This is a genomic window from Paenibacillus sp. FSL R5-0486, from assembly GCF_037975155.1.
Taxonomy (GTDB): Bacteria; Bacillota; Bacilli; order Paenibacillales; family Paenibacillaceae; genus Paenibacillus; species Paenibacillus amylolyticus.
Map to the genome: position 1 here is coordinate 5,015,860 of NZ_CP150237.1, position 26,756 is coordinate 5,042,615.

26 protein-coding genes are annotated in these 26,756 nt (G+C 46.0%); 3 read left to right on the plus strand and 23 right to left on the minus strand.

The window, feature by feature from the left end; all coding sequences use genetic code 11:
- Positions 1 to 50: 50 nt before the first annotated feature.
- Positions 51 to 1,427, minus strand: a complete 1,377-nt coding sequence (locus tag MKY01_RS22225; RefSeq protein ID WP_127545220.1) for a class I SAM-dependent rRNA methyltransferase — start codon at positions 1,425 to 1,427, stop codon at positions 51 to 53.
- 517 nt (positions 1,428 to 1,944) lie between these two features.
- On the opposite strand from MKY01_RS22225, the gene MKY01_RS22230 reads away from it, so the two are divergent.
- A complete protein-coding gene (locus tag MKY01_RS22230) occupies positions 1,945 to 2,946 on the plus strand; it encodes a Na/Pi symporter (RefSeq protein ID WP_127545218.1) in 1,002 nt (333 codons plus the stop codon).
- A gap of 57 nt (positions 2,947 to 3,003) precedes the next feature.
- Here the strand turns inward: MKY01_RS22230 and MKY01_RS22235 are convergent, their stop codons facing one another.
- The 18 genes from MKY01_RS22235 to gpr form a co-directional block, all read right to left on the minus strand.
- Entirely contained in the window at positions 3,004 to 3,438 is a 435-nt protein-coding gene (locus MKY01_RS22235; protein ID WP_127545215.1) for an NUDIX domain-containing protein, read from the minus strand.
- Between the two features lie 113 nt (positions 3,439 to 3,551).
- Positions 3,552 to 4,898, minus strand: coding sequence for a tRNA (N(6)-L-threonylcarbamoyladenosine(37)-C(2))-methylthiotransferase MtaB (gene mtaB / locus MKY01_RS22240; RefSeq protein ID WP_047843791.1), 1,347 nt, complete (start codon positions 4,896 to 4,898; stop codon positions 3,552 to 3,554).
- Positions 4,899 to 4,900: 2 nt separating this feature from the next.
- Positions 4,901 to 5,665 carry an RsmE family RNA methyltransferase gene (locus tag MKY01_RS22245; RefSeq protein ID WP_127545212.1) on the minus strand — a complete coding sequence of 255 codons (765 nt, stop codon included), beginning with the start codon at positions 5,663 to 5,665 and terminating at the stop codon, positions 4,901 to 4,903.
- Between the two features lie 137 nt (positions 5,666 to 5,802).
- Positions 5,803 to 6,483: a site-2 protease family protein gene (locus MKY01_RS22250; protein ID WP_100527023.1), complete on the minus strand. Its 681-nt coding sequence runs from the start codon at positions 6,481 to 6,483 to the stop codon at positions 5,803 to 5,805.
- Positions 6,484 to 6,486: 3 nt separating this feature from the next.
- Complete coding sequence (gene prmA, locus MKY01_RS22255; protein WP_127545209.1) at positions 6,487 to 7,452, minus strand: 50S ribosomal protein L11 methyltransferase; 966 nt, start codon at positions 7,450 to 7,452, stop codon at positions 6,487 to 6,489.
- A gap of 190 nt (positions 7,453 to 7,642) precedes the next feature.
- Entirely contained in the window at positions 7,643 to 8,035 is a 393-nt protein-coding gene (locus tag MKY01_RS22260) for a hypothetical protein (RefSeq protein ID WP_076318852.1), read from the minus strand.
- Positions 8,028 to 8,207, minus strand: coding sequence for a YfhD family protein (locus MKY01_RS22265; protein ID WP_017687220.1), 180 nt, complete (start codon positions 8,205 to 8,207; stop codon positions 8,028 to 8,030). The genes MKY01_RS22260 and MKY01_RS22265 overlap by 8 nt, the downstream gene beginning before the upstream one ends.
- Before the next feature lie 221 nt (positions 8,208 to 8,428).
- The gene (locus MKY01_RS22270) at positions 8,429 to 8,797 is read right to left on the minus strand and encodes a hypothetical protein (protein WP_017687219.1); all 369 of its coding nucleotides are present in this window, start codon (positions 8,795 to 8,797) and stop codon (positions 8,429 to 8,431) included.
- Between the two features lie 240 nt (positions 8,798 to 9,037).
- Complete coding sequence (gene dnaJ, locus MKY01_RS22275; protein WP_036615086.1) at positions 9,038 to 10,162, minus strand: molecular chaperone DnaJ; 1,125 nt, start codon at positions 10,160 to 10,162, stop codon at positions 9,038 to 9,040.
- Between the two features lie 129 nt (positions 10,163 to 10,291).
- Positions 10,292 to 12,136, minus strand: a complete 1,845-nt coding sequence (gene dnaK / locus MKY01_RS22280) for a molecular chaperone DnaK (protein ID WP_047843796.1) — start codon at positions 12,134 to 12,136, stop codon at positions 10,292 to 10,294.
- 161 nt (positions 12,137 to 12,297) lie between these two features.
- A complete protein-coding gene (grpE, locus tag MKY01_RS22285; RefSeq protein WP_036668567.1) occupies positions 12,298 to 12,861 on the minus strand; it encodes a nucleotide exchange factor GrpE in 564 nt (187 codons plus the stop codon).
- Between the two features lie 44 nt (positions 12,862 to 12,905).
- Positions 12,906 to 13,937, minus strand: coding sequence for a heat-inducible transcriptional repressor HrcA (hrcA, locus tag MKY01_RS22290; protein WP_036615092.1), 1,032 nt, complete (start codon positions 13,935 to 13,937; stop codon positions 12,906 to 12,908).
- A 254-nt stretch (positions 13,938 to 14,191) separates the two neighbouring features.
- Positions 14,192 to 14,662 (minus strand): N-acetyltransferase, encoded by a 471-nt coding sequence (locus tag MKY01_RS22295; RefSeq protein ID WP_017687214.1) that lies wholly within the window; start codon positions 14,660 to 14,662, stop codon positions 14,192 to 14,194.
- A 118-nt stretch (positions 14,663 to 14,780) separates the two neighbouring features.
- On the minus strand, positions 14,781 to 15,965 hold the full coding sequence (gene hemW / locus MKY01_RS22300) for a radical SAM family heme chaperone HemW (protein ID WP_036668565.1): 1,185 nt from the start codon (positions 15,963 to 15,965) through the stop codon (positions 14,781 to 14,783).
- A 222-nt stretch (positions 15,966 to 16,187) separates the two neighbouring features.
- Positions 16,188 to 18,002: a translation elongation factor 4 gene (gene lepA, locus MKY01_RS22305; protein WP_036615097.1), complete on the minus strand. Its 1,815-nt coding sequence runs from the start codon at positions 18,000 to 18,002 to the stop codon at positions 16,188 to 16,190.
- A gap of 145 nt (positions 18,003 to 18,147) precedes the next feature.
- Positions 18,148 to 18,507: a hypothetical protein gene (locus tag MKY01_RS22310; protein ID WP_282320696.1), complete on the minus strand. Its 360-nt coding sequence runs from the start codon at positions 18,505 to 18,507 to the stop codon at positions 18,148 to 18,150.
- A 53-nt stretch (positions 18,508 to 18,560) separates the two neighbouring features.
- Complete coding sequence (locus MKY01_RS22315; RefSeq protein ID WP_282320695.1) at positions 18,561 to 19,856, minus strand: stage II sporulation protein P; 1,296 nt, start codon at positions 19,854 to 19,856, stop codon at positions 18,561 to 18,563.
- A 144-nt stretch (positions 19,857 to 20,000) separates the two neighbouring features.
- Complete coding sequence (gene gpr / locus MKY01_RS22320) at positions 20,001 to 21,002, minus strand: GPR endopeptidase (protein ID WP_282320693.1); 1,002 nt, start codon at positions 21,000 to 21,002, stop codon at positions 20,001 to 20,003.
- 175 nt (positions 21,003 to 21,177) lie between these two features.
- Here gpr and rpsT point away from each other — a divergent pair, with 175 nt between their 5' ends.
- Positions 21,178 to 21,450, plus strand: coding sequence for a 30S ribosomal protein S20 (rpsT, locus tag MKY01_RS22325; protein ID WP_024628504.1), 273 nt, complete (start codon positions 21,178 to 21,180; stop codon positions 21,448 to 21,450).
- A 188-nt stretch (positions 21,451 to 21,638) separates the two neighbouring features.
- On the opposite strand, the gene holA is transcribed toward rpsT, so the two are convergent.
- The 3 genes from holA to MKY01_RS22340 form a co-directional block, all read right to left on the minus strand.
- Positions 21,639 to 22,655: a DNA polymerase III subunit delta gene (gene holA / locus MKY01_RS22330; protein WP_036668560.1), complete on the minus strand. Its 1,017-nt coding sequence runs from the start codon at positions 22,653 to 22,655 to the stop codon at positions 21,639 to 21,641.
- Positions 22,656 to 22,911: 256 nt separating this feature from the next.
- Positions 22,912 to 24,195, minus strand: coding sequence for an anti-sigma factor (locus MKY01_RS22335; protein WP_282320689.1), 1,284 nt, complete (start codon positions 24,193 to 24,195; stop codon positions 22,912 to 22,914).
- A complete protein-coding gene (locus MKY01_RS22340; RefSeq protein ID WP_017687205.1) occupies positions 24,192 to 24,740 on the minus strand; it encodes a sigma-70 family RNA polymerase sigma factor in 549 nt (182 codons plus the stop codon). Before MKY01_RS22340 ends, MKY01_RS22335 begins: the two co-directional genes overlap by 4 nt.
- 351 nt (positions 24,741 to 25,091) lie before the next feature.
- Between MKY01_RS22340 and MKY01_RS22345 the strand changes: the two genes are divergently transcribed.
- On the plus strand, positions 25,092 to 25,394 hold the full coding sequence (locus MKY01_RS22345) for a hypothetical protein (RefSeq protein WP_017687204.1): 303 nt from the start codon (positions 25,092 to 25,094) through the stop codon (positions 25,392 to 25,394).
- Between the two features lie 136 nt (positions 25,395 to 25,530).
- On the opposite strand, the gene MKY01_RS22350 is transcribed toward MKY01_RS22345, so the two are convergent.
- The gene (locus MKY01_RS22350; protein WP_282320687.1) at positions 25,531 to 25,920 is read right to left on the minus strand and encodes a hypothetical protein; all 390 of its coding nucleotides are present in this window, start codon (positions 25,918 to 25,920) and stop codon (positions 25,531 to 25,533) included.
- Between the last annotated feature and the right edge of the window lie 836 nt (positions 25,921 to 26,756).

The following is a 26,756-nucleotide window of genomic DNA, read 5'->3' on the forward strand; positions in this document are numbered from 1 at the left end:
CTGTGGACTTTTGACTTGATCTATACTTGATTGGAACGAAAATCATACGATTAATTCTTTTTACTGCGCACTTCGAAAATAGCAAATTTCAGGTAATGTCCTTCATCCACGCCCAAAATTTGTGGGTGATCCTTACCGGCTGCTTTCCAGTCGATCAAACGAAGCACTTTGCCTGCATCTTCCGCTGCATCGGCAATCGTATCCAGGAAGAGGTCTGGACGCATGTGATACGAACAGCTGGCTGTTACCAAATATCCACCCTCATTGACCAGTTTCATTCCTTGCAAATTGATATCTTTATAACCGCGACATGCACCTTTAACTGCTGATTTCGTTTTGGCAAATGCAGGAGGATCAAGGATGACCACATCAAATGTTTTACCGCCAGCTGCAAGCGCTTTGGATGTATCCACTTTCTGTTCGCCTGCACGTGCACGTGCGGTACGTTCATCCAGCCCTTTCACTTGTTCACGCAAGTACTGGAATGCATCAGCAACTACGAACTCAACCCGGTCAGTGAAACCGTTCAGCTCCACATTTGTTCGTGCACTCTCAATGGCATGCTCCGAAATATCAAGACAAGTCACTTTTTTGGCTCCATACTTGCAAGCATTCAACGTAAAGCTACCCGTGTGTGAGAAACACTCCAGAACAGTGGCACCATCCCAATATGGGAATGTAACTACCTTACCGCTTTTATTCACAGGCAAGAGCTGCTCTGTGCCATCCTGCTCAGTCGTTTGAAGTGTGATTCCACTCTTGTAGCCCCAACCCTTCATGAGCGGTTCGATGGCTGCACGATTCTCACGTTGGTCGAAGAAGTAACCTGTCTTCTGCCCTTCCACGATATCCACTTTAATGAGTAGTCCATTCTCTGTAACCGTGACATGCCGTGGGCACTCTCCATGCAGCGGACCTTTGGTCTGCTCCAAACCTTCCAGTTCACGAATCGAGACATCACTGCGCTCATATATGCCTTCCGGCTGCATTACTTCAATGAGTGCCTGTACGATGGCTTCACGGCAACGATCCATGCCAAGTGTAAGCAACTGTACAACGAGGATGCTACCGAAACGGTCAACGATCAATCCTGGTAGAAAATCAGCTTCGCCGTAAACGAGCCGGTATGCCTCGCCATCCTGTATAAAACGTTCCCGATGACGCAAACAATCGCGGAAACGAGCTGCAAAAAACGCGGTGTCCATCTGTTCGGACTCCAGAGGTTGATACGCTACAACTCTTACAGTGATTTGAGATGCGGGATTGTAATATCCTGTCGCCAGATAGCGACCTTGATGATTCAATACATTGACCAGATCACCCGGTTCCGGGTTTCCGTCAACAGAGGCAATTTCATTGTTAAATATCCATGGATGTGCATGTTCAAGCCGCTTTTTGCGACTGCGTTCGAGTGTAACTGATGGCAAGGTAGATCCACTTCCTTTAATTTAATAGTTCAAAAGATAGGTTTGGTGCGGCGCGTAGGTGGCGTTTCGGTTACGAATCGATCTTCCGATCGCTGTTGTCTCCAGATTTTTTTGATTCCTTTTTTTAAAGGGGAAATCCGGAGACAAAGGCGCACGCTTCGCTTCTTCAGATTCGATTTCGTCCCCTCCACTACGTTTGCATGAATCACCGTATCTTTCGAATTGGGGTGCAACAGTTAAGTGACGTTCCGGTTACGAATCGATCTTCCGATCGCTGTTGTCTCCAGATTTTATTGATTCCCTTTTTTAAAGGGAAAATCCGGAGACAAAGGCGCACGCTTCGCTTCTTTAGATTCGATTTCGTCCCCTCCACTACGTTTGCACGAATCACCGTATATTTCGAATTGGGGTGGGGTAATTTAGGTCGCTTCCCTCTGAATTCCTTTAGGCTTGTCATGGTTGTCTTTTCTTACTCATAGGATGAGTTAAGGAACCGGACGGAAGGAATGATATTTCTATGTTTAGAGATGTTATATTGCCCCTACTCTATGGGCTTATTATCTTTTTTGGTGGCATGAAGCTGATGGAAACGGCCTTGCAGCGCATGGCAGGGCCCATGTTGGCAGATTGGCTCAATCGTGCCACCTCTGCTCCATGGAAAGGCATGGCCTTCAGTGCAGGTGCAACGGCCCTGTTACAGAGCAGTACTGCGGTCACCGTACTCACCATTGGACTGGCTAATGCCAGATTAATTACCTATGGACGAACACTTGGCATCATCCTCGGCACCAACATCGGGACATGCCTGACGACGGAGCTGGTGGGACTGCAGATCGGACGTGCTTCCCTACCGCTACTCGTCCTGTCGCTAACGGGCTGGGCCATGTTTGTTGTTCTTGGTGAACGCAATCTGGCCGCTCCTAAACGCACGCGTCAGACTCTGTTTAACATCCAGTACAGTTTCCTCGCAGCTGCCGGATTTGCACTTGTTATGACAGGCATTCAGGTGATGCAATCCATTGCCTTACCCTTGCGGAGCATGGGCGTATTTCAATGGTTTCTCGACCGCTCGGCCGACAGCTTGTGGTGGGGCTTCCTGGCAGGTGCCTGTCTGACAGCTCTCATTCACAGCAGCGCAGCTGTCATTAGCATGGCGATTACGCTGGCAGCCACAGGGGTATTGCCTGTGGAGATCGGCATCGCCATTGTGATCGGGTCCAATGTGGGGACCTGCATCACCGCTGTGATTGCTGCCGCGGGTGGAGCATCCGCAGGCAAATTTGTCGCAGCCTCCCATGTTGTATTAAACATTGCGGGAGCGCTGCTGTTTATGCCGCTGATCGGCCAGCTGCATGCAGCTTCGGCCTGGCTGTCAGCGGACAACGGGGCACAGATTGCGCATGCCCAGACCCTTTTTAACATCACCAGTTCACTGCTTGCTTTGCCATTTTGTTACTTGCCAATCTGGCACAAAAAACCACCGATCCACGCCCCCGCGGCGAAGTCACCCGTGGCTTGATGATCTGCCTATCGAGACCCACAGAGCTCGCGGCTAACTGACTCGAACAATAGTGCGTTATACGTTAATGCCTAACTTGTTCAGGGCTACACGCAAGATATCATCGTTATTATCATATCCGCTCTGCTGCTGTAAGGACCATGCTTCTTCCGGAGCATACCAATCCACACCCTTGATTTCTTCAATCTGAGGCTGTAAATCACCCCTCTCGGCTTCAACGAGATAATAATGAACTTCCTTGTCCACCGGGCCAAAGTCTGCATGTTGGTACGTGTAAGCAATGATATCAACCGGCTCTACAATGCGGCCCACCATACCTGTCTCTTCCAAAATCTCGCGCAGTGCCGTCTGTTCAATTGTTTCTCCATCTTCCATTTTGCCCTTGGCGAGAGTTGTTTTACCATAACGATCTACGATAAGCTGAATTTGAAGACGTCCGTCTTCCCCTGTTCTATAAACAACTCCGCCTGCTGAAATTTCTTTTTTGTTCATCGTGCTCTCCCCCATCAACTTCGATATCTTTATCTTATTTTTTGCAAAAGAAGGACCTCATCTCCCCGGGTAAGCTCCCCAAGGAAATGAAATCCTTGTTTCTGACGCCTCGATCACATCGCGGCGGACTTAAGATTCTCTTCCAACACACGTACCAGCGTAGCCTGACTCTCGTTGACGCCAGCTTCAACCACTTTGACTCGGCACACTTTACCGACCATATCCATCGTTCCATCAAAGACCAGTTGAATGTAGTTGTCGCTATAACCGTGCAGCTTGCCACTTCCCTCGCGGCCCTTGGCTTCCCCTTCGGGAATAACATCCAGTACCTGTCCAACAAACTGCTCAGCGTACTCCAGCTGCATCTGCTCAGACAAGTCAATCAGTTCATGCACACGTGCATTTTTGACCTCTTCGTCCACCTGATCTTCCATTCGTGCTGCTGGCGTACCCGTACGCTTGGAATAAGGGAATACGTGCATTTCGGAAAAACCGATCTTCCGCATCAACTCATAGCCATTACGGTACATCTCATCCGTCTCACCTGGAAATCCAACAATGATGTCTGTTGTAATCGCTACATCCGGCATTGCTTCCCGAATGCGAAGCATTTTGTTGTAAAACTCTTCTGTCGTATATTTGCGGCGCATGCGTTTCAACACCGTATCATCACCCGCTTGCAGCGGAATATGGAAGTGACGAACAAGTTTGTCCGAACGTTTGATCACGTCGAGCATGCGGTCATCGATCTGACTGGCTTCAATCGAGCTGATTCGAATACGCTCCAAACCCTCTACCTTATCCAAATCCCACAGCAGATCGGTCAGATCATAGTTCTCCATGTCATCGCCATACCCACCTGTATGAATACCGGTCAGAACAATCTCCTTGTATCCTGCGTGTACGAGTTGATGCGCCTGTTGAATAATGCTGTTCGCCTCACGGCTGCGTGAGAGACCACGAGACCACGGAATGATGCAGAACGTGCAAAAGTTATTGCAACCATCCTGAATCTTCAGGAACGCGCGGGTACGGTCAGCAAAATCCGGTACGTCCATTTCTTCAAATACACGGGTTTTCATAATATTACGTACCGCGTTAACCGGTTGACGGGACTCCTGAATTTCATTAACATATGGCAGAATCTTGTCACGGTCCTGTGTACCGATAACCAGATCCACCCCTGGGATGTCCAGAATCTCTGCCGGAGAAGTCTGCGCATAGCAGCCTGTAACGGCCACAATCGCCTCCGGGTTGCGCCGAATGGCACGACGAATAATTTGACGGCTCTTTTTGTCGCCGGTATTGGTTACTGTACAAGTATTAATCAAGTATACATCCGCTGTCTGTTCATCAAAGTCCACTTGATCGTAACCTTCGTTTTTGAACAATTGCCAAATCGCCTCTGTATCATAGAAATTAACTTTGCAGCCTAAGGTGTAAAACGCCACGGATGGCATAATTACATTCCTCCCATTTCTCCGGATTCATATAGCACGCAAGTTAGTGCTGCCATTCCAGCTGTCTCAGCACGCAAAATGCGTTTGCCCAGTCCAACAGATACAGCACCTGCCTGATCAGCCTCTGCCGTCTCCTTCTCAGAAAATCCACCTTCCGGTCCAACCACGATCAAAACTTCTGCACTTGCATCAGGTGCAAGCTGCTCTATAAACGGCTTCAATGCATCTCTCAGCTGTTTACCATTTTCTTTCTCATAACAATAACATACCAGGCTATAGCCCTCAAAAGAAGATAACAGCCCTTTCCAGGAAAGCGGCTGCTCAACGGATGGAATGCGATTCCGGTGACTCTGTTCGGCAGCTTCCTTGGCAATTTTCCGCCACCGCTCCAACCGTTTGCCTTCTTTCTTGGCATCATATTGCACAATCGTACGTTCTGATAGGAAGGGTACAAATGATACCGCCCCAATCTCAGTACATCTCTGGATGACTGTTTCCATCTTGTCGCCTTTGGGCAAACTCTGTGCCACGGTTACACGAATTCGTGCTTCATGGTCCATCTCGAGAGGTTCCACAATATTGGCTGTCACTTGGCCAACTTCAATACTCTCAATTTCCACGAGTGCTTCTCTGGAGTTTCCGTCACTGACAATCAGTTTATCTCCAGGTTTACCACGCATGACCTTGCCAATATGGCGTGCATCATCACCTGTGATAATCACAGCGTGTTCATTAAACTGTTCTGCAGATATAAAATATCGCTGCATTAGTCAATCCACCCATTCTGTCCTGTTATGATTGGAATTCACCCCACCTGATGACAGGCATGAATCCAATCGCCACAGATGATCATACAACTTTTACGTGTTTCTGACCAGTATTCCGGTTCATAAACAATGCGCTTTTAGCGATATAATTCGATAATCACCTTTGCTAGATCCACATACATCGTTTGCGCAAACTCATACAAAGGTTGAATCGTCACATTTTGCAACGGAGGTATAACAAGAATCAATAGGAAGATAAAAACAGACCATTGCTCCACCCCTTGCAGCTTGCGGCTGATTGAAGGTGGCAGTAGATCCTCTAGAATCCGATAACCATCCAGTGGTGGCAACGGAATCAAGTTAAACAGGAACAGGAAAAAGTTGGTTAAGTTAAAGATAGCGAAAAACGTCGTGATTGCTGTGAGCAGACGCTCATTATCAATGCCGCCGAGAGCTCCCGAACCAACCAGTGAAGCATAGATGATTGTACCGATGATCGCGAGCAAAAGATTGCTCAGAGGCCCTGCTGCAGATACGATGATGCCCATCAATCTAGGTTTGTCGAAGTTAGCCCGATTAACGGGAACTGGACGTGCCCAACCAAAGCCGGCAATAATGAGCAGCAGCACACCTAACAAGTCAAAGTGTACAACCGGATTCAGCGTGACCCGACCCAACAGCTTCGCTGTTGGATCACCAAATTTGTTAGCAAAATACGCATGCGAGAATTCATGCACCGTAAATGCGATCAGAATGGTCAGCAGGAAAAACGGAAGCTGATCGATCGGATAACGAAAGAACGAATTCCAGAAGTCCATACGTTACCCCTTTCTGGCTACAAACGCCAGCCAATCCTCATCACGGTGGATCGCACTCACTTCAAACCCGGAGGCTACCAGTGCATCATGTACAACCTGCTCTTTGTTCTTCCAAATGCCGGATACAATATAGGTCCCACCAGACTCAAGCGCATTATAGACATCGTCTACGAACAACAAAATAATCTCAGCCAGAATGTTCGCCACGACAACCTTAACCGGTAGTTGTACACCAAGTGCAGGGTCCTGACTCCCAAGGACGGACAACAGATCACTCTCTTTAACCGTAATTTGTTGTTCCAGCCCATTCAGTTCCACATTATCCCTGGCACTGATTACCGCAACCGGATCAAGATCAAGCGCCAGTACATGTTTTGCCCCAAGTTTTATCGCTCCAATAGCCAAAATACCAGAACCTGTACCTACGTCAATGACTTCCTCGCCGCCCTGAATAACCGTTTCCAGTGTGCGCAAGCATAGGGAGGTCGTTGGATGTGTTCCTGTACCAAAGGCCATGCCTGGATCAAGCTCAATAATTTTCTCATCCGGACTTTCAGGCGTATACTCTTCCCAAGTTGGCTTGATCGTCAAACGTTCCGATACACGTACCGGCTTGAAATATTGTTTCCAGGCTGTTGCCCAGTCATCTTCATCCACTGTACGCGTCTCATAACGAACCTCACCTGTATCAATTCCGAATTCGGAGAGTTCCTCAATTCTCGGATTAACTTCTGACTGTAATGCAACCATATCCGTACCTTCGGAGAAGTACCCTTTGATGACTGCAAAGCCTTCCGGAATATCATTCAAAGGAACGTCGTATAACTCACCATACGTTGTGTCCCGTTTTTTATTTAAAGTACCGGACTCTTCAATCGAAACCCCTCCAGCACCCGCTTCATGTAAAAAATTCGAAATCATCTCCACAGCTTCTTCTGTGGTATGTATTGTTAGTTCATGCCATAACATACTTGGTTTTTCCTCCTCATTATTCAAACATCCCAACTATTGTACTACACAAGCTAGCCGGAGCACAAAGCCGCACCAGTAAAAGAAAAACAAAACAGGATATCCGCAGCCTAACTGCTCGAATATCCTGTCATCTATTCATACATATCTGTTTCATTTACTTCAGCATTTTGCATAATTCGAATCTCAGTTAGCAAAAACGCCCACCATTCTGCGTGATCATCTCTGCGGCTTGCGGGAGCGAATCGTTGGATACGGACACGGTCAGCAAAATTTCTTGTTTTAGCCTGTTGGCCGAGTCCTCTTTGGGTGTATCATACACCTGACCATTGGACAACATTTCCGTTTCATCACTAATCAAGGCAAGTACATTCAGTTCGCCACTAAATCCTCCGACGACGGCCGTAGGAGAATTATCGGAGCCCGTAACATCGTTTGAGCCCAATGTGGATGCTTCATTGCCAAGGCTCTCGATGCTTAATTGGTTCGGGTGCAGCAATTCCAGGGCTCTCCGTGCAGACTCGGCCTCAGTCCAGCTTGTAAAAACAGCTTCGAGGGTCACTGCCGAGCGATCTTCAGTCATGAAGCTCCCGTCCCTGTCTTCGATCAGCCGCTTCACTGCGGCGTAGTGCTTCGATATCTTCATGATCCGCAGCTTCAGCGCTGAATTCCACGTCCTCATTTTTTGCGGATTGCATACGTTTCATCTTTTCCGTTTTCGTTAAAATCTTGCCTGGACGTTCATGTTCAGCCATTGTAATGCTCCTCCTTCAAATTAAAATGAACTAATATTTGTTACACTGTAAGACTCCGATTGTAGCCCCATCCTCCGATCGCTGTTATCCCCAGATTCCTTCAACTCCCTCCTTAAAGGGAGAAATCCGGGGATAAAGGCGCACGCTTCGCTTCTTCAGATTGGTTCTACACTCTCCGTTAAAGTGTAATTATCTGTCCATCTTATATGGATTTCTTGAAACTAGATCATTCCACCGGCTTGTTCGATAATAGACATAGCGCGGTGATGTACCGATTCATCTACGATGACAGTTAGCAATACATCTCTTCCTGTAGGTCCACCCTGTCCACCATCACTCATGCCGCTTGCAGAAGGGTCCGCCGCAGCCATAATTCCAGCACTGGCATTTGTTTGCATCGAATCGGGCACCCATGATGAAAAACTGCCGGAAACGCCCGGCTTGTAGGAAGCCCCGCTTGGTCCTACACCCGCATATCGGCTGAATCGATTAATTGACAGGTCCTCCACTCGCAATGCCTCCAGTTTTTTGGCCGCCCCTTGAGCCTGCTCCGGGCTGTGAAAGTACGCCAAAATATTTTTCTCGGTCATCCGCTTCACCTGCTTCCCTAATTTCTCGCATATCAGCTATGCATATCATTCTCGCCATGCTATCTTTCCGCAAGTTCGCTCAGAATATACCGAAATGCTCCCACAAATTGCTGTCGTTCTTTGTAGCATAAATCCATGGATTTCACAAAAACCACTGAACCACTAAAAAAGGCGTACAAAAAAGGACACCCCGCGTTAAAAACCGCTGTGGTGTCCTTTTGAACTTACTTTATTTTATTCTCAGTCACCGCGGAAGGCGCGTTTCACTCTATCAAAGAAAGATTGTTCATGCTCATGTGTTTGCTCTCCATCCAGCGAAGCAATTTGGCGAAGCAGATCCTTCTGCTCGTCATTCAGCTTACTAGGTGTAACCACAACCACTTTCACATGCTGATCCCCCTGCCCCATACCGCGCAGGCGTGGTACACCTTTGCCTTTGAGGCGGAAATACGTTCCCGTTTGTGTACCAGCTGGTACTTTCAACTTCACTTTCTCGGTCAACGTTGGGATCTCAACTTCATCTCCCAGAGCTGCCTGAGCAAAGGTAAGTGGGATTTCGCAATAAATATCGTCGCCTTCACGCTCGAAGAAATCATGTGATTTCACGCGAATGACAATATACAGATCTCCCGCTGGTCCGCCACGCAGGCCGCCTTCACCCTCACCTGTCATACGCAGTTGCGCGCCATCATCTACACCCGCTGGAATGCGAACATGGATTTTGCGTTGCTTGCGGACTTTACCGCTACCACTGCACGTTGTACATTTTTCTTTGATAATTTGGCCTGAACCGCTACAGTTCGAACATGCACGACGATTAACCATACGACCAAACGGTGTATTTTGCACGACTTCCTGCTGACCGCTACCTTGGCAGACCGAGCAGGTTTCCGGTTTCGTTCCAGGTTTGGCACCTGAGCCATGACAGGTATCACAGCCTTCGGTACGCGGAATCGTAATATCGGTTTCTTTACCGAATACAGCTTCCTTGAACTCAATTGTCATCGTGTACTGCAGATCATTCCCCCGTTGCGGAGCATTTGGATCACGTCGTCCACCGCCACCGCCGCCAAAGAACATGTCGAAGATGTCGCCAAATCCGCCGCCGCCAAAATCACCGCCACCACCGAATCCACCTTGATTCGGATCGACATGACCATATTGATCATATTGTGCACGCTTCTGACCGTCACTCACTACGTCGTAAGCTTCTTTAACTTCTTTAAATTTAGCTTCCGCATCAGCAGCCTTGTTTACGTCAGGGTGATACTGACGGGCAAGCTTACGGTAAGCCTTTTTAATCTCATCGTCGTTAGCCGTTTTACTAACGCCAAGCACCTCATAATAATCACGCTTTTCAGCCACTCTTCCACCCCCATATCATTCACCATATCGCACATCGTGACAAAAGGAAAGCCAAAGCGCGGGAGCCCCGGCTATGACTTTCCCTCTAATTCGAACGTCACCGATGTTTAATTCGCGTAGAACTACGAATTAGTTTTGTTTTTTATCTTCATCCACAACTTCGTAATCAGCGTCTACGACGTTGTCACGTTTAGCAGAACCTTGTTGCTCTTCAGCACCTTGTGCTTCTTGCTCTTGCGCCTGAGCTTGCTCATACAGTTTCACGGACAGTTGTTGAACGATCTCTGTCAGTTCTTCTGTAGCAGCTTTGATATCTTCCAGGTTGTCGGAAGCCAGAACGCCTTGCAGTTTTTCTTTGGCAGCATTCGCTTTTTCAACTTCGCCAGCATCTGCTTTTTCGCCAAGATCTTTGATCGTTTTGTCAACAGAGTAGATCAATTGATCTGCACTGTTTTTCGCTTCAACGAGTTCTCTGCGTTTTTTATCTTCTTCAGCGTGCAACTCAGCATCTTTCATCATTTGCTCAACTTCAGCATCGCTCAAACCGCTGGAAGAAGTGATTGTGATTTTTTGAGTTTTGTTCGTACCTTTATCTGTTGCAGATACGTTAACGATACCGTTGGCATCAATATCGAAGCTAACTTCGATCTGTGGAACGCCACGTGGAGCTGGTGGAATATCACCCAACATGAAACGTCCAAGCGATTTGTTACCCGCTGCCATCTCACGCTCACCTTGCAGAACATGAATCTCAACGCTTGGTTGATTGTCTGCATACGTGGAGAACACTTGAGATTTGCTTGTAGGGATCGTAGTGTTACGCTCGATCATTTTAGTGAATACGCCACCCGCTGTTTCGATACCCAGGGACAATGGCGTTACGTCGAGCAATACAACGTCTTTAACGTCACCTGTCAGTACGCCCGCTTGTACAGCAGCACCCAAAGCTACAACTTCATCCGGGTTAACGCCTTTGTGTGGCTCTTTACCCGTCAGTTTTTTGATTGCTTCTTGTACTGCTGGAATACGTGTCGAACCACCAACCAATACGATCTTGTCGATATCGTTAGGCGTCATACCCGCATCACTCAATGCACGACGAGTTGGTTCAAGCGTACGCTCAACCAGACCTTCAGAGATTTCTTCAAATTTCGCACGGCTCAGGTTCAACTCCAAATGCTGAGGAACGCCATCAGCAACTGTGATGAACGGCAAGGAGATCGTTGTAGTCAATACGCCGGAAAGTTCTTTTTTCGCTTTTTCCGCTGCATCTTTCAAACGTTGAACCGCTGCTTTATCTTTACTCAAGTCAATGCCTTGATCTTTTTTGAATTCACTTACGAGGTAATCAATGATCACTTGGTCAAAGTCATCCCCGCCTAGTTTGTTGTCCCCGCTAGTTGCTTTAACTTCGAAGAAGCCATCACCCAGTTCAAGAATGGATACGTCGAACGTACCGCCACCCAGGTCATATACGAGGATCGTTTGGTCTTCGGATTTCTCCATACCGTATGCCAAAGCTGCTGCTGTTGGCTCGTTGACGATACGCAGAACTTCCAAACCTGCAATTTTACCCGCATCTTTAGTCGCTTGGCGCTGACTGTCATTGAAGTAAGCTGGTACAGTGATAACTGCTTGAGTTACCGTTTGACCCAGATAAGCTTCAGCATCGGATTTCAATTTTTGCAGAATGATTGCAGAGATCTCTTGTGCGGAGTAGTCTTTGCTATCGATTGTTTCCTTGTGGGAAGTACCCATGTGACGTTTGATCGACATGATGGTACGATCCGGATTGGTGATGGCTTGACGTTTTGCTGTTTCACCAACAACGCGCTCTCCATCCTTTTTGAAACCAACTACGGATGGAGTTGTACGTGCGCCCTCCGGATTTGGAATTACGACAGCCTCGCCGCCTTCCATTACTGCTACGCATGAGTTTGTTGTTCCTAAGTCAATACCAATTACTTTGCTCATCCGAAAATTTCCTCCCTCAACAATTTAAAATGAATGGGTCTGATCTGACCCTTATTTAGATGTTCATGTTGCTAATCGTGCTCTATGTGTACAAACCTTTATATTAAACTTCGCCCACATTGTTCAACCATGGAGCCGACTCATTCCTTCCTATAAGGAATTTATGAGCTGACTTTAACCATAGCTGGACGAAGCACTTTATCTTTCAGCATGTAGCCTTTTTGGACTTCCTCAACAACGATACCTTCTTCGTACTCGTCGCTCTCCACTTGCATAATTGCTTGGTGGAATTCAGGATTGAACGGTTGTCCTACCGATTCCATAGCCGTCAGACCTTCATTATTCATCACGGTTTCCAATTGACGGAAAATCATTTGGATGCCCTTGGAGAAAGATTCGACCTCTGCTCCTTCCGGTACAGTAGCCATGGCGCGCTCGAAGTTATCAATAACCGGTACCAGTTCGGTGACCAGCTTCATCGAAGCGTATTTAGCCAATTCTTCTTTTTCCTTCTGCGTACGACGACGGAAGTTATCAAAATCAGCCTGTGCACGGACATAACGCTGTTGTTGCTCCTCAGCTTCTGCCTTCAGACGTGCAAGCTCATCCTGCTCCTGACCAGCCATCTCTTCAGCTTGTGCTTCTGCAGCGCCAGCTTCATTAATAGGCTCCTGCTCAGTTGCTGTTACCTCTTGTTCTTCTGTAAATGATTGCTCCTCTTTCAAGATGTTCACCTCCTTATACGAATGAAATGGTTCATTCCCGAATCTTATTTGAAACGATGTGTTAGCATCGCCGTCAAGTCACGGGATAGTGTATTTAAAATATGAATGACACGTGCATAATCCATCCGCGTGGGTCCTAAAATACCGATCGACCCCAAAGCCTCACCGTCCAATGAATAGGAGGCTGTAATCAGGCTGCAGTTGGCAAAGGCTTCATGATCATTCTCAGTGCCGATTCGCACTTGAATACCAGATCCACCCGGCACGGGCATCATCAATTTCATGAGTGTTGGTGTCTCTTCCAGCAGGTCAAGAATATCTTTTACCTTTTCGATATCTTTAAACTCCGGTTGAGTCAACATATTGGTGGCACCACTGAGGAACAGACGATTATCATGTTCGTTGTCAAAGGCACTGTTCAGCACCTGCATAACTTCCTCGTAACGTGTAATATGCCGTTCCATCTCTTGCCCAAGTTCGGTATAAAGACGGGATTTCAATTTGTAGATTGGTACGCCCACAAGCTTGGTATTTAACAAGCGAACCACATTTTCCATCTCGGCTACCGAGATTTCTGGTGGAATCTGAACCGTCTTGTTCTCCACTTGACCTGTATTGGTCACGATAATTGCCACAGCTTCACTCTCGTTCAACGGAAGCAATTGGAAGTGACGTAAGGACGTATGGAATACTTCCGGTCCAAGCAGGATCGAAGTATAATTCGTCATATGTGACAAAATATTGGATGCATGCTGAATAACTTGTTCCATGACGTTCAATTTTTCAGCGAAGAACGACTTGAGATCATCCAACTCCTGAGGCTCCACCTGATTCCAAGGGACCAAATGATCGACATAATATCGATAGCCTTTATGAGAAGGAATGCGTCCTGCCGATGTATGCGGCTGTTCCAGGAAACCCATATCTTCAAGGTCCGCCATTTCATTACGGATCGTCGCCGGACTGTATCCAACATCTCCCCTTTTGGAAATGCTCCGGGACCCTACGGGCTCAGCTGAACGGATATAGTCATCCACTATAGCGTTCAGAATCATTCGTTGACGCTCTGTTAACATGGTGAGTATCCCTCCTTCTGACTGTACTGTCCCATGTCGTTAGCACTCCGGTTAGATGAGTGCTAAGCGGTAATACAAAAATACCAAACTGACGTGAACATTGTCAAGTGAGTTTGATGAGTGGGCTCATCTATTTATAGTATAGACCAATGTCAACGAGTCCTAACAACTTTATTGAACATACTTTGAAGTAAAAAAGGACTGCATGTAGGGCAGAGGCTGACTCGGCTCGATTCATGCAGTCCATTCAGTTGTTATGCTGAAACGTTAAGCTCTTTTAATACCGCGATCTCATCGCAACAATCCTGCTTGCTGCAATGAACACAGTCGGTCCATACTTTCTCAGGGAAAATCTCTTTTTCCACCACGGCAAAGCCGTTTTTGAGGAAGAAGGATACTTCATATGTCAACGCCATAACCTTAGGAATCTGTTGTTTCTCTGCTTCTTCTACCAGTCGGTCCAGCAATCGGGAGCCAATACCGAGCCCTTTGTGTCCTTCCGAGATACCGAGTGATCTGACTTCCACCAAATCATTCCCCAGACGACAAAGCGATCCGCAACCCACCACTTCACCATCAACTTCGGCTACAACAAAGTGCTCCAGCTGTCGGTGCAGTATTTCCCGTGATCGCGGAAGCATGATCCCACGCTCTGCATAGCCCTTAATCATTTCATACAGTGGTTCAACATCTTCCGGCACGGCTTTTCTGCATATTACCGACATCCTGCTCTCCTCCTATTACCAAGCTTTCCAGAGGAAAGCTGACTTCGTAGTTGTTAAATTAACACGCTCTGTAAAATCAATATGAATAAATATACAACAGAGCGTATAGAATTTCAAGCTATGAATTCAGCGATATGGACCCGATAAACTCCGCAAAAACGTCATTTCCGAACAGGATGCCCTGCTCGCTCAGTCGGAAGCCGTCTGCCGTCCGCTCAAGCAACCCTGCGTTCAACATTTTGCCCAAAGGCTTCGCAAACACTTCTTCCATCGACTCTCCGAACTGTTCGCTAAAGCGTGAGGCCGAAGCCCCCTCCAACATTCGCAGTCCAACCATCAGATAATCTTCCATGGCTTCCGGGCGAGCAATCTCAAAATGATCCAGACGAGGCAGCCCTGCTCGTGAAGCTTCAACATAAGGATTTATACCTTTAATATTCATATGCCGTTCGCGGCCCACATATCCGTGTGCCCCTGCACCCAGACCGTAGTAGTCCTCATTACGCCAGTAGGTAATATTGTGACGACTCTCGAAGCCCGGCTTGGCAAAGTTACTAATCTCGTATTGTCCATAGCCCGCTTCTTTCATACGTCTCATTAATAGAAGATACATCTCCAGCTCATCATCTTCATGAGGAAGTGGTAACTGGTTCTTCTGATACAGGGTATGGAAAAGTGTATTCTCTTCCACTTTCAGGCTGTAGATGGAGTAATGCGGCAGATCCAGTTCCAGCGCTTTGTCGATACTCTCATTCAACATTTCAACAGTCTGGTTTGGCAAACCAAACATCAGGTCAATGGACAGGTTATTCAAGCCTGCTTTTCGAGCATTCTCCAAACTGCGATATACATCATCCGTATTATGAATACGGCCAATGCCTGTCAGCAGATCATTCTGAAAAGCCTGCACGCCAAAGCTGACACGGTTGACGCCGCCTTCTTTCATCGCAGCGAGTTTCTCCGCATCCGTTGTTCCCGGGTTGGCTTCCATCGAAAATTCAATATCGTCCGCCCAATTTGGGAAATACGTCTTCACGGAACGAAGAAATACGGCCATCTCATCCGGTTTCAGAGCTGTTGGCGTACCCCCACCTACAAATATCGTCTTGATCTCGCCCGGTGGATTGGCCTTAACTGTATGTTCCATCTCCCGTTCCAGCGCTTCGAGATATTGCATCACGGGCTGATCTTTCAGAACGTAAGAGTTAAAGTCGCAATAAAAACATTTATTCGTGCAAAAGGGAATGTGAAGATACACCGCTTGGGGCGCACCTGTCTTCCGGCTGTGTGCTGCCAATGTCATGGCAAGTCCCCCTCTATTTGAAAAAAGGAAAGCCATCCGGCTTCCCTTTCAGCTTAGTTATTTAATATTCTGTGTTGTACCCATGTTTGCAAGCAAACGTCCTACAATTCAATTTCGATACACACATTATGTGATGTACCCGAGACAAAATATCGTTTATCCTTTCATACACAAATTATTGATATACCAAAAGGATTCACGTGACGTTTGCAAGCAAACGTCCTAGTCATCAATTTTCAGTACCGCCATGAATGCCTCTTGTGGCACCTCAACGTTACCAACCTGCTTCATCCGCTTCTTACCTTCCTTCTGCTTCTCAAGCAGTTTCCGTTTCCGCGAGATGTCACCACCATAACACTTGGCAAGTACGTTTTTACGCATTGCTTTTACCGTCTCACGAGCAACGACCTTGGTACCTACAGATGCCTGAATTGGCACCTCGAACATTTGCCGTGGAATCAGCTCGCGCAGTTTCTCACAGACAATGCGTCCGCGATTATAGGCACGGTCACGGTGAACGATGAAGGACAGAGCATCCACCTGTTCGCCATTGAGTACAATATCCATTTTCGCCAGATTGGACTGACGGTAACCGGACAGCTCATAATCCAGGGATGCATATCCTTTGGTACCGGATTTCAACTGGTCGAAGAAGTCATATACAATCTCGGACAACGGAATCTCATAGGTAATGGTAACCCGGGTTGTGTCCAGATATTCCATATTTACATATTCACCGCGTTTAGTCTGACACAGCTCCATAATCGTACCTACATAATCATTCGGTACGATAATATCTGCCTTGACGTATGGTTCCTCGACGTAATCAATCCGTCCCACCTCAGGATAGTTGGATGGGTTGTCGATTTTCATCACTTCACCATTCGTTAAGGTGACGTGATAGATTACACTTGGTGCCGTTGTGATCAACGGAATGTTAAACTCCCGCTCGATCCGCTCCTGAATAACGTCCATGTGAAGCAGTCCAAGGAATCCGCAACGGAATCCAAAACCGAGTGCACTGGATGTTTCCGGTTCAAAGCTCAGAGACGCATCGTTCAACTGCAATTTCTCCAATGCTTCACGCAGATCAACATAGTCCGATGTTTCGATCGGATAGAGACCACAATACACCATTGGGTTAATTTTACGATAACCCGGCAAAGGTTCCGGTGTTGGATTTTTGGCATCCGTTACCGTATCCCCGACTTGTGTATCGCCAACATGCCGGATACCTGCAACGATAAATCCAACATCCCCGACGTTCAGCTCGTCCACGATGGTCATCCGAGGTTTGAACGCTCCAACTTCAATGACTTCAAATGATTTTCCTGTTGCCATCATTTTGATTTTGGAACCGGATTTGATTTTGCCGTCAACAACACGCACATATACGATTACACCTTTGTACGGGTCATAGTGCGAGTCAAAAATCAGCGCTTTCAAAGGCTGGTCAGGATCACCAGTTGGTGCTGGAACACTTTTCACCACTTGTTCCAAAATTTCTTTGATTCCGATTCCTGATTTGGCCGAAGCCAAAACCGCATTACTTGTGTCCAAACCAATAACATCTTCCACTTCCTGCTTCACCCGTTCAGGATCAGCGCTCGGAAGGTCAATTTTGTTGATAACCGGTAAAATTTCAAGATTGTTATCCAATGCCAGATACACGTTGGCAAGTGTTTGGGCTTCAATTCCCTGAGCCGCATCCACAACCAGCAGAGCACCTTCACATGCAGCAAGACTGCGTGATACTTCATACGTGAAGTCTACGTGTCCCGGTGTATCAATCAGATTCAATAAATACTCTTCACCATCATCCGCTTTGTAAGTCAAGGCTACTGCTTGTAGCTTGATCGTTATTCCACGTTCACGTTCAAGGTCCATTTTATCCAGAACTTGTTCCTGCATTTCACGTGAAGTGAGCGCACCTGTGTGCTCCAAGATCCGGTCCGCAAGTGTTGATTTACCGTGATCTATATGTGCAATAATAGAAAAGTTACGAATTTTACGTTGTCTTGCCCGAATGTCAGTCATTCCTTACCCCCAGAAACAGCCTAGTGTCAATCACTTCATTATAACAGTTGAAGCACAGTGCATCAATCCCGTGATGTCTCAACTTTATAATAAAGTGTTATCATGCACCCCCAGAGGTTATATTGTACCTTAAAATTATAGTATTTTATTCAGCAACGCCGCTAAAAAGAGAGACTACCCACTTGATTCCACTGTGTGAGAGATTTTGCAATAATCCAGCCGTTTTGTCTGCCAACACATCAACCGGAGCCTTATCTTGATCTGCCCCAAGCACTTGGCTTGGTGACTGAACAGGTACAAATGGTGGTTCTTTGATTTCCTTTTGGACAGGTGCAGTCGGGACAGATTCGGTAACCTGTGAAGTTGGCTCTGTTGTCACAGCGGTTGACGTGCCTCCCGATGGATTGCCCATATGAAAGTTGCTGCCAGCCAGCTGCATTCCAAACAGAACACCCAGCAACATTAATACAGCGATGGATAACAGTCTTTTCCCGAATCTGGACATGTGCATTGCCTCCTGTCACTCTCTACTATTTTTCCTTCTTACATATATGGTTCCTATCCACCCTGCGACGAGGTTTTGGCACTGGCTTTGTCCACCTTCTGATCTTCCCAATACACTTGGGCAATCATGTCTGCTAGAATCTTCGATGTCCGTTGGAGCTCAGCTCCTGTGTTGTCGATGCCGCCAATCTCAATCAAAATGCTGTTGGGTGAAAGGGTTTGGTTATACTCTCCATTGTTGGCTCCTCCGCCATCTTTGCCCCACACACCACGGGATACCCCAGGATACTTGGCTTCCAGTTTCTTATGAATTTTCGCTGCAAAGGCTTCATTCTGCCGCCAATTTGGATTTTCATGTCCAATAATGAAATACACTTTGGCGTAGCCCAAGTCATTAATAGTTGTTGTTGTTTTGCCATGACGCTGTGAATCGCGATGAATGTCTATGAGATATGTCAGATCATCATTTTGAGCGAGTGCCGCTTTTACCGTTTGACGGGAGTATTTATAAGAATAGTTCCAGTTATAGTCTTTTACTTTAGTGGGGTAATCATCTTTGGCGTGTTCTACGCCGATTCCCAGCTTCTCCAGACTGTCTGAGAGGTAGGTTCCCACTTGAAATACATTGCCTGTTGATTTGCCTGATGATGGATTATCACTTTTCGTACCTAGCAGTGGATTGTAGCCTTCCCGTGGATGGGAATGATAGATAAGAATTGACTTTTGGCCTGTTGTCGGTGAGCCTGAATTGTCTTTCTCACCATTCTTCGCTGGGGGGTCCTCTTTACCTTCTCCATCTCCAGGCTCACTTGACTCAGGTGGATCCGTATTGTCCTGGCCTGGTGGAATATGCAGCTCACTACCGGGTTTTCCTCCACCTGCCGAAGCCGTGTCCGTAAGACCGGGACCGGGCTGATAATCTTCGGGAGCCTCGGCTTTTTCGTTACCAGATCCAGGACGGAGCAGAACAGGTTGGTTGGAACCCATGCCCGGCATTTCTCTCGCAATCAGGCTCTTCGGATCTTGAGGATTTACATTCGTTAGTAATTGAAAAACAAATGAGGTGAGGTTTTCACCGGATATAGCAGACGTCTGTTCCTTCTGAGTGAGATGGGGCATCTCCATACCGAGCATATCAACAAAAAAGCGGCTTGATACGGCACTCGCAAATCCTTTCATGGAAGAAACGGGTGAATTATTCAAGCGTTTCTCTGCCATCCCCCCCAGACCCAGTACGACAAAAAACAAGGCAGATATGATCATAAGCAACAACAACGTACGGCCCATGGCCAGCACGTGCAGACATCTTTTTTTCCACTTCCCAATATTCCAGGCCAATATCTTGTTCATTCTGCTGTCTCCTTCCCTGCTGGACAACTCTTATACTTCAACTCTATGAGCCCGCCCAATTTGATAGAACAGGAAAATGAAAGATTCCAAAAACAAAAAAAGAAAGTCCGATAGATTCGGACCTTCTTTTCAGCAGTTTTAGTTTTAATGTGTATAAGCAGCTACGTTATCCGGATTCACGGCATCATGGAGTGCAGCGTTAAGTCCTGTAGCGATAACATTGGCAATTCCCTCAATAAACTCATCGATTTCCTTTGGGGTAACAATGAGGTCATGACCCAGTGGCTCCAGTACCTCTTTCACCAGACTCAAGCGATCTTGCTCACCGATGTCGTCCAGCATACCCATGATCTGTTTGGTCTGATCCGTTTCCTGGCGGAAGTGTGAGCGCATCATCTCAATCACATTGTTCACAATGGTGGACGCATAACATACGGTTGGTACTCCGATGGCGATGCAAGGCACACCTAATATCTCACGAGTTAGGCCACGCCGTTTATTTCCAATACCGGAACCCGGGTGAATACCAATGTCCGCTACCTGAATCGTTGTATTTACACGTTCCAAGGAACGGGAGGCCAGCGCATCAATCGCAATAATGGCATCCGGCTTGGTCCGATCTACAATCCCCTGTACGATGTCACTGGATTCAATGCCCGTTGTACCTAACACGCCGGGAGCAATCGCGCTGACTTCCCGATACCCTGGCGCAACCTGATCTGGCACCAATTCGAAATACTGACGCGTCACCATCAGATTTTCCACAACAAGTGGACCGAGTGAATCCGGGGTGACATTTAAGTTGCCCAAGCCAACAATCAAGACCTTGGATGTTTTGTTAATTCCGGCCTTAACCATAAAATCTTCCATTTCACGGGTAAACTCGGCAGCAACTCGCTCCTGTAACTCGGTATCACCATTCCGTAGTGAAGGTACTTCCAAGGTGACATAGTGGCCTTTTACCCGACCAATGGCCGTGGCTGCTTCTTCATTCAGGACATCAATACGTGTAATCGTAATACCCTCTTTTTTCTCCACATCTTCCCGCAGTCCGGGAATCGTCTGTTTCTGTCCACCTTGCGCCATTTCCTTGGAGTCGATCGCCAAATCGGTACGAACTGTATAGTTTTGCAAATCCAGTGTCATTCTGTCCTTGCCTCCCTTACCGCATTTGAGCATATTGTGTGGGAAAAAGGGTTTCTTTATACAGCATGTCGAACATCGTAGGAATATCTGTTGCATTTTACATGCTAGCGTGATAGAATATTTTAAGTTGTGAAACGTTTGTATTCATGCAAATGCCTTACAGGAGGTGAATGTAATGCCAAACATCAAATCCGCTGTTAAACGCGTAAAAACGAGCGACAAGCGCCGCGCACTCAACGCTTCTCAGAAGTCTGCACTCCGTACAGCTGTTAAAGCTGCTGATGCTGCTCTGGTAAGTAACGAAGTTGATACTGCAAAAGCTGCGATTCAAGCTGCTTCCAAAAAGCTGGACAAGGCTGTAACTAAAGGTCTGGTTCATAAAAATGCTGCAGCACGCAAAAAGTCTCGCTTGGCGAAAAAACTGAACGCTCTTTCCGCACAAGCGTAAGAAGCGTTACTTATACGATCCAATGGAAAAATCCTGAACAGCATAGGCTTTCAGGATTTTTTAGTATCTGATTCGATAAGTATAAGACAAAGATAAAGCGACCTTTATTCCGATGATTTAACGATCATGGAGCAAAGGTCGCTTTGTTTGTTATTCACACTAGTAATCTATTACGTTTACTTATCCATTCATGCACCAAGTCTCAATAAGAACAGCTCCAGACCAAGTACTTTATCCACCGCTCCTGTTTTCATCTGGTAATCCAGTTCGCTGAGGTGACTCAAAATCATTCTCAGACGTTCCGGCTGAAATTTCCGAGCTTGTTCACCCGCAATCTTAACAGCATACGGATGCAAACCAAGCTGACTGGCAATCTGCTGCTGGGAGTAACTTTGTTGTCCCAACTCTTTCACCTGGATCATGATCCGAAACTGGCGTGCGATTAAAGCCGCAATTTTAATCGGTTCTTCCCGCTGCTTCAGCAACTCATAGAAAAGAGCCAACGCTTTCTCCAGTCGCAAATTAGCGAGTTCCTCCACTAGTGAAAATACATTCTGCTCTGTACTACGGGCAACCAGTGACTCAATATCAGCACGTTTGATTGTCCCCCCATTACCCGCAAACAAACATAACTTGTCTACTTCAGCAGACAGGGTCTGAAGACCTGTTCCTGCATAGCTGATCAACGTTTCCGCCGCTCCCGTCTCCAAGGAAACATCCCGCTGCTTCGCAAGTTTCACTATCCAATTCAACAGCTCTTCTCCACTGAGTGGAGCAAAAGCAAGAACTACTGCCTGTTTCTTGACAGCTTTCACCAGTTTCTTACGCTCATCCAGCTTATCCCCTTGGGCCAGGAAAACAATCGTACTGTAATCTGCCGGATTTTCCATATATGTAAGCAGACGATCAACCTGATGTTCAATCTTGGATTCTTTACCTGCGGTGAACAGGCTCGCATCCCTTACAATAATTAATTTGCGTGGAACCAGAAAAGGTACAGTCTCTGCTTCTTCAATAACAACCTCCACAGCCGTTTCAGACAAATCATATGGAATAATCGCAAAATCACGATGTTCTTCTTCAATAACCTGTTCTTTTAACATATCCGTAAATTGCTGTATCTGGTACTTCTCCGTTCCGTACAGCACATAGATCGGTGCCGTTTCTCCATTACGTATTGCCTTTGTTGCACTTTTTACATCCATTCACGGCGCCTCCTTATCCCTCTTATCCTACCAGAAAAAGCGCAAGACAACAAAGGGACCTTACATCCAGTTGCGGATGAAGGTCCCCTGTCCTACATCTATATAAACGCAGACACCAGCAGTTCTAGAAAAAGCCGGTGCGCGGTCATACGACGTCAGTTGTTTGAACTGAGATAGGACGTTTTGTTACTTCCACTATATGCTTGTCATACTGAAAATGTTCTTTCGTTTAGAGAAGCGCACTCCCCATTTTTAATTATTTCGCAGGAGCTCCACCTGAAACAACAGGTACATTAAACGAGTTCTTCGCCGTTGTTCCGTCCTTGTCCGTTTCGTAATTAAAAAGGGTACCATCCTTTGACCAACTCGCTGACTTCAGTGTCCCCTCTATGCTGCGTTGTTCAACCAAATTTAGAACATCCGGTTCGCTCACAGGTTTGGAGTATATGCTGATTTGATCACCAATAAGCATAACTACATAGGAGCCGTCAGGTGATTTCCATTCTTTTGGTGCTGCTGTTGTAGTCATTCCCTGATCCGGTCCTGCTGCGAATCCTTTGTCTCCTCCAGAGGTGTCTGCACCTGCACTGGAATCAGGTACAGTGTTACCTTCAATCGGAACATCTTCAGTCATATTAGGTGTTGTATCCTGAGAAGTGAAGGATTGGGCATCTCCATTTTCTGTTTCTGTTACTCCATTCTCTTCCCCATCTGCAGAAGATTTAGGAGAATCTCCTGATCCCTGAATTCTCTGCTCAGAATCTTGGTTCTGAGCCGGATTCTTCTGATTATCGGTCGAAGGAGTTCTGGACGAATTATCCTGCGGTCCTTTATTCGGAGCAGGCGTTGATTCAGTAGCCGGTTGTTGAGGTGTCGGATCTGACTGAACTTCAGGCTCCTGTACCTCATCTCCACCGTTCTCTTCAGGCATTGTTTCTACGTCTTGGTTATCTGGTTTAATTGGTGAATCATTCGATTGACCCACAAACACATCGTTGCTGCTTGGTTGGGACGAAGTGGCCGGATCATAATTTTCAATATTCTTGCTTAATGAATTCTCATCCAAATTGCCGCTCTCTTGAGAAGCTCCAGAGCTCATCAGCATGGAATCGGCATTCTCAATCTGTTCAGGCGGATTTCCCCAGATGGCGAATCCCAATATAACTGCCGCAGCCGCTGCACCCATGGACATACGTCCTGCCATCGAGTTAAGCCATTTTTGCTTCGTTTTCCGCTCACTTGAACGTTGTAAATTCTCAAATGCAGCGGGGACAGGATTCATTTCCTGTATGGTGCTACTTTGTTCCTTCCGCGCTTCGTCAATGGCATCAAGCTGTGGCATAATCGCATCAACCAGACTAAATTTCGGGCTTACTTGCGGTAATTCTTCCAGTTCTCTGGAAAGAGCTCTGAGTAAACTAAAATTCTCGGCGCACTCCGGACACTTTGCCACATGCTGTAGCATCTGCGCGGTTTCCGCCTCGCCCAGATCATGATCCAGATAGCGGTGCATCCATTCCACCACCTCTTCGCATTTCATCCTGTCACACCACCTTTCTGATATTCCTGTAGTAGATTCTGTAATTGCTGCCTGGCTCTAAATAAATAAGATTTCACCGTATTCAACGGAAGATCGAGACAATCCGCAATTTCATTGTAGGATAAGTCCTGCAAATATCTTAGAACAATAACGGTACGATGATGCTCGGGAAGCTTGTTGATCGCATCCTGAATGTCCTGGGCCACATATGTAGACATGACCTCGTACTCCACATCCTGATTATCCTGAAAAACCATGTCATGTTCATCAATGGAGACAGACGGCTTGGTTCTTCTGAATTTATCAATACAGATGTTCGTGACGATGCGTTGTACCCATGTTTTGAATTGGGCCTTTTCTTCGTATGAATTGATTTTGGTGTAAATTCGGATCAACGCTTCCTGCGCAGCATCCAAAGCGTCCTGTTCATTATTTAGAATGTAATATGCGGTCCGATAGACATGTTGTTCAATCTCCCGCAATAGGGTAATTAGAGCGTCGCGATCGCCCGATTGAGCGGCTCTGATGAGTTCCGGCTCTACCACAAAGGATCCCCCTCTCCCTGCAACCTTACAGACGTGATCATCAATAAAATTGTTGCAAAGTTAAGTATTTTTTTAATTTGCCATAACAAAATAACGGCGTATGTATTAGGGCCGCTGAAATCTTCTCTTAGAATAACAGAAATTGCATAACGAGTCACCAAACGTATCCAAAAGGGATTCCATTACTTACACGACTCAATTCAAATGCAATGGCATACATTATAGATAAGCACTTTTTTGGTTCCTAAAATAAAAAAAGTCGAAATTTGTCCAAATTTAAGCTGATTTTAATGCAATTTTCATGAAAATAGTGTATTGTAAATTTACATTCATAAACACGAGGTGATGAGCATGCCAGCTCTTGCGAAAATTCAAGCTTTAAAAGAACAAATGCCCAAAGAATATCAAAGTATTTCCCACTTTGTTGAACATGCATTGGAGTCCATTGATACTCTGGTCGAGGAACATCGGAAGTACGTAGCTGCACAGGCATTATACGGCGATAAAATCGTTGGATCGGAAGAACGCTTGTACAGAGAAACCGTACTGGATGTCAGAGCACAACTATTGATGACTCTTGAGAAAACGGTAGAAGATCTGTTGCACAAGGGCGACAAACACTGGAGCAAACACTTTAAGGATGGCGTAGAGTAGTTCTTATATTTCTTCTACATTTTGAAAAAATGGCCCGTTTTCCGATATTCTCCCTCCTGGAGTGTAACGGAAAGCGGGCTTTTTTTGTGCTGTGCTGTAACTTGCAATCAATTGAAGTGATGAATTGGTATATTTATCAGTAAATCGCCATCAGTTTGCCATTGAGAAACCCTAAAGCTCTTATGCCTGCGGAGCTGGCATACACCCAAACCTCGATTTTGCCTTTTGAACTCGTTTCATACGTAATGCTCGATGGATCTCCCCAAGCAAGGCGCACCTGAGTTATGTTCATTCCTAAAACTACTTCTCCAGCAATGATTTTATTCCAAGTGGACTTGGACCAATTGTATTTCTTATACGGATCAGAAGAGAAGAATTGGTTGGAATCGGCAAGCATCTCCGTCACACTGGAAGGTGCACCTCCTGCGTAGGCAGAAACGGTTTTTCCTTTTGCATTACGGAAGATAATAGAGTAACTTCGATCACCGTATTTAATCTTTTCAATTTTGATATCTGATATGGTCACTTTGGTATCTCTAGCCCTTCTTCAAGGCGGGCCTAACTAATATTGGGTAAAAATATCCATAATCCTGCAATAAAATTACTTAACACTAATAAAAACCGCAACTACAACCATATTTTTACACGAAATTAACGAATAACATACAAATACTTCTATTCAATAATCTAAAATGGCATATAAACGTACAACCGCAACAAAATTTCAATTGAATATAGGGTGATTAAATGAATCTAAAAATCTTTTTCAAATACTTCATGGGATTCTTTCTTCTCAGTAGTGCTTTATTCATTGCATTTAATATGATAATAGGGCATAAAAGTTGGGATCAAATTGATCACATACTCAACTTGTTCAGCGCAACTATAATTAGCTTGCCGATTAGTATCTCAAAAGCAAAAGAGTGAGAGTCGTTCCTCCCTAGTCAACTATACTAACTGACAACCAAACTATCCTCATAACGCATAACGATTGAAATGTGTTATTATCATGAAATTCAAAAAGAAGTCGTTCGCAGCGGAACGACTTTTTTCTGTTATTGGTTAACCAAATACTACTTTCTCAATGTCCCTCACTCATTCTTTCTCAGCCTGTGTATGCTAAAATATAATAACTCCCTAAGTCTATCAGTTGTTGAATATAGTTATTCAAGATGGAGGTTAATGCTCATAATGACAAAATCCCATAGAATCAATAGGCCGCGCGGAAAAATACTTGCAGCTGTATTAACTGCAATTTTCATTTCACTTGCAATGGGGATATATCACTATGTCCCTATAGATGAAAGATTAGAGAATACTTACTATTATTCATTCGGGTATAAATTTGCGGTTGGATTATTG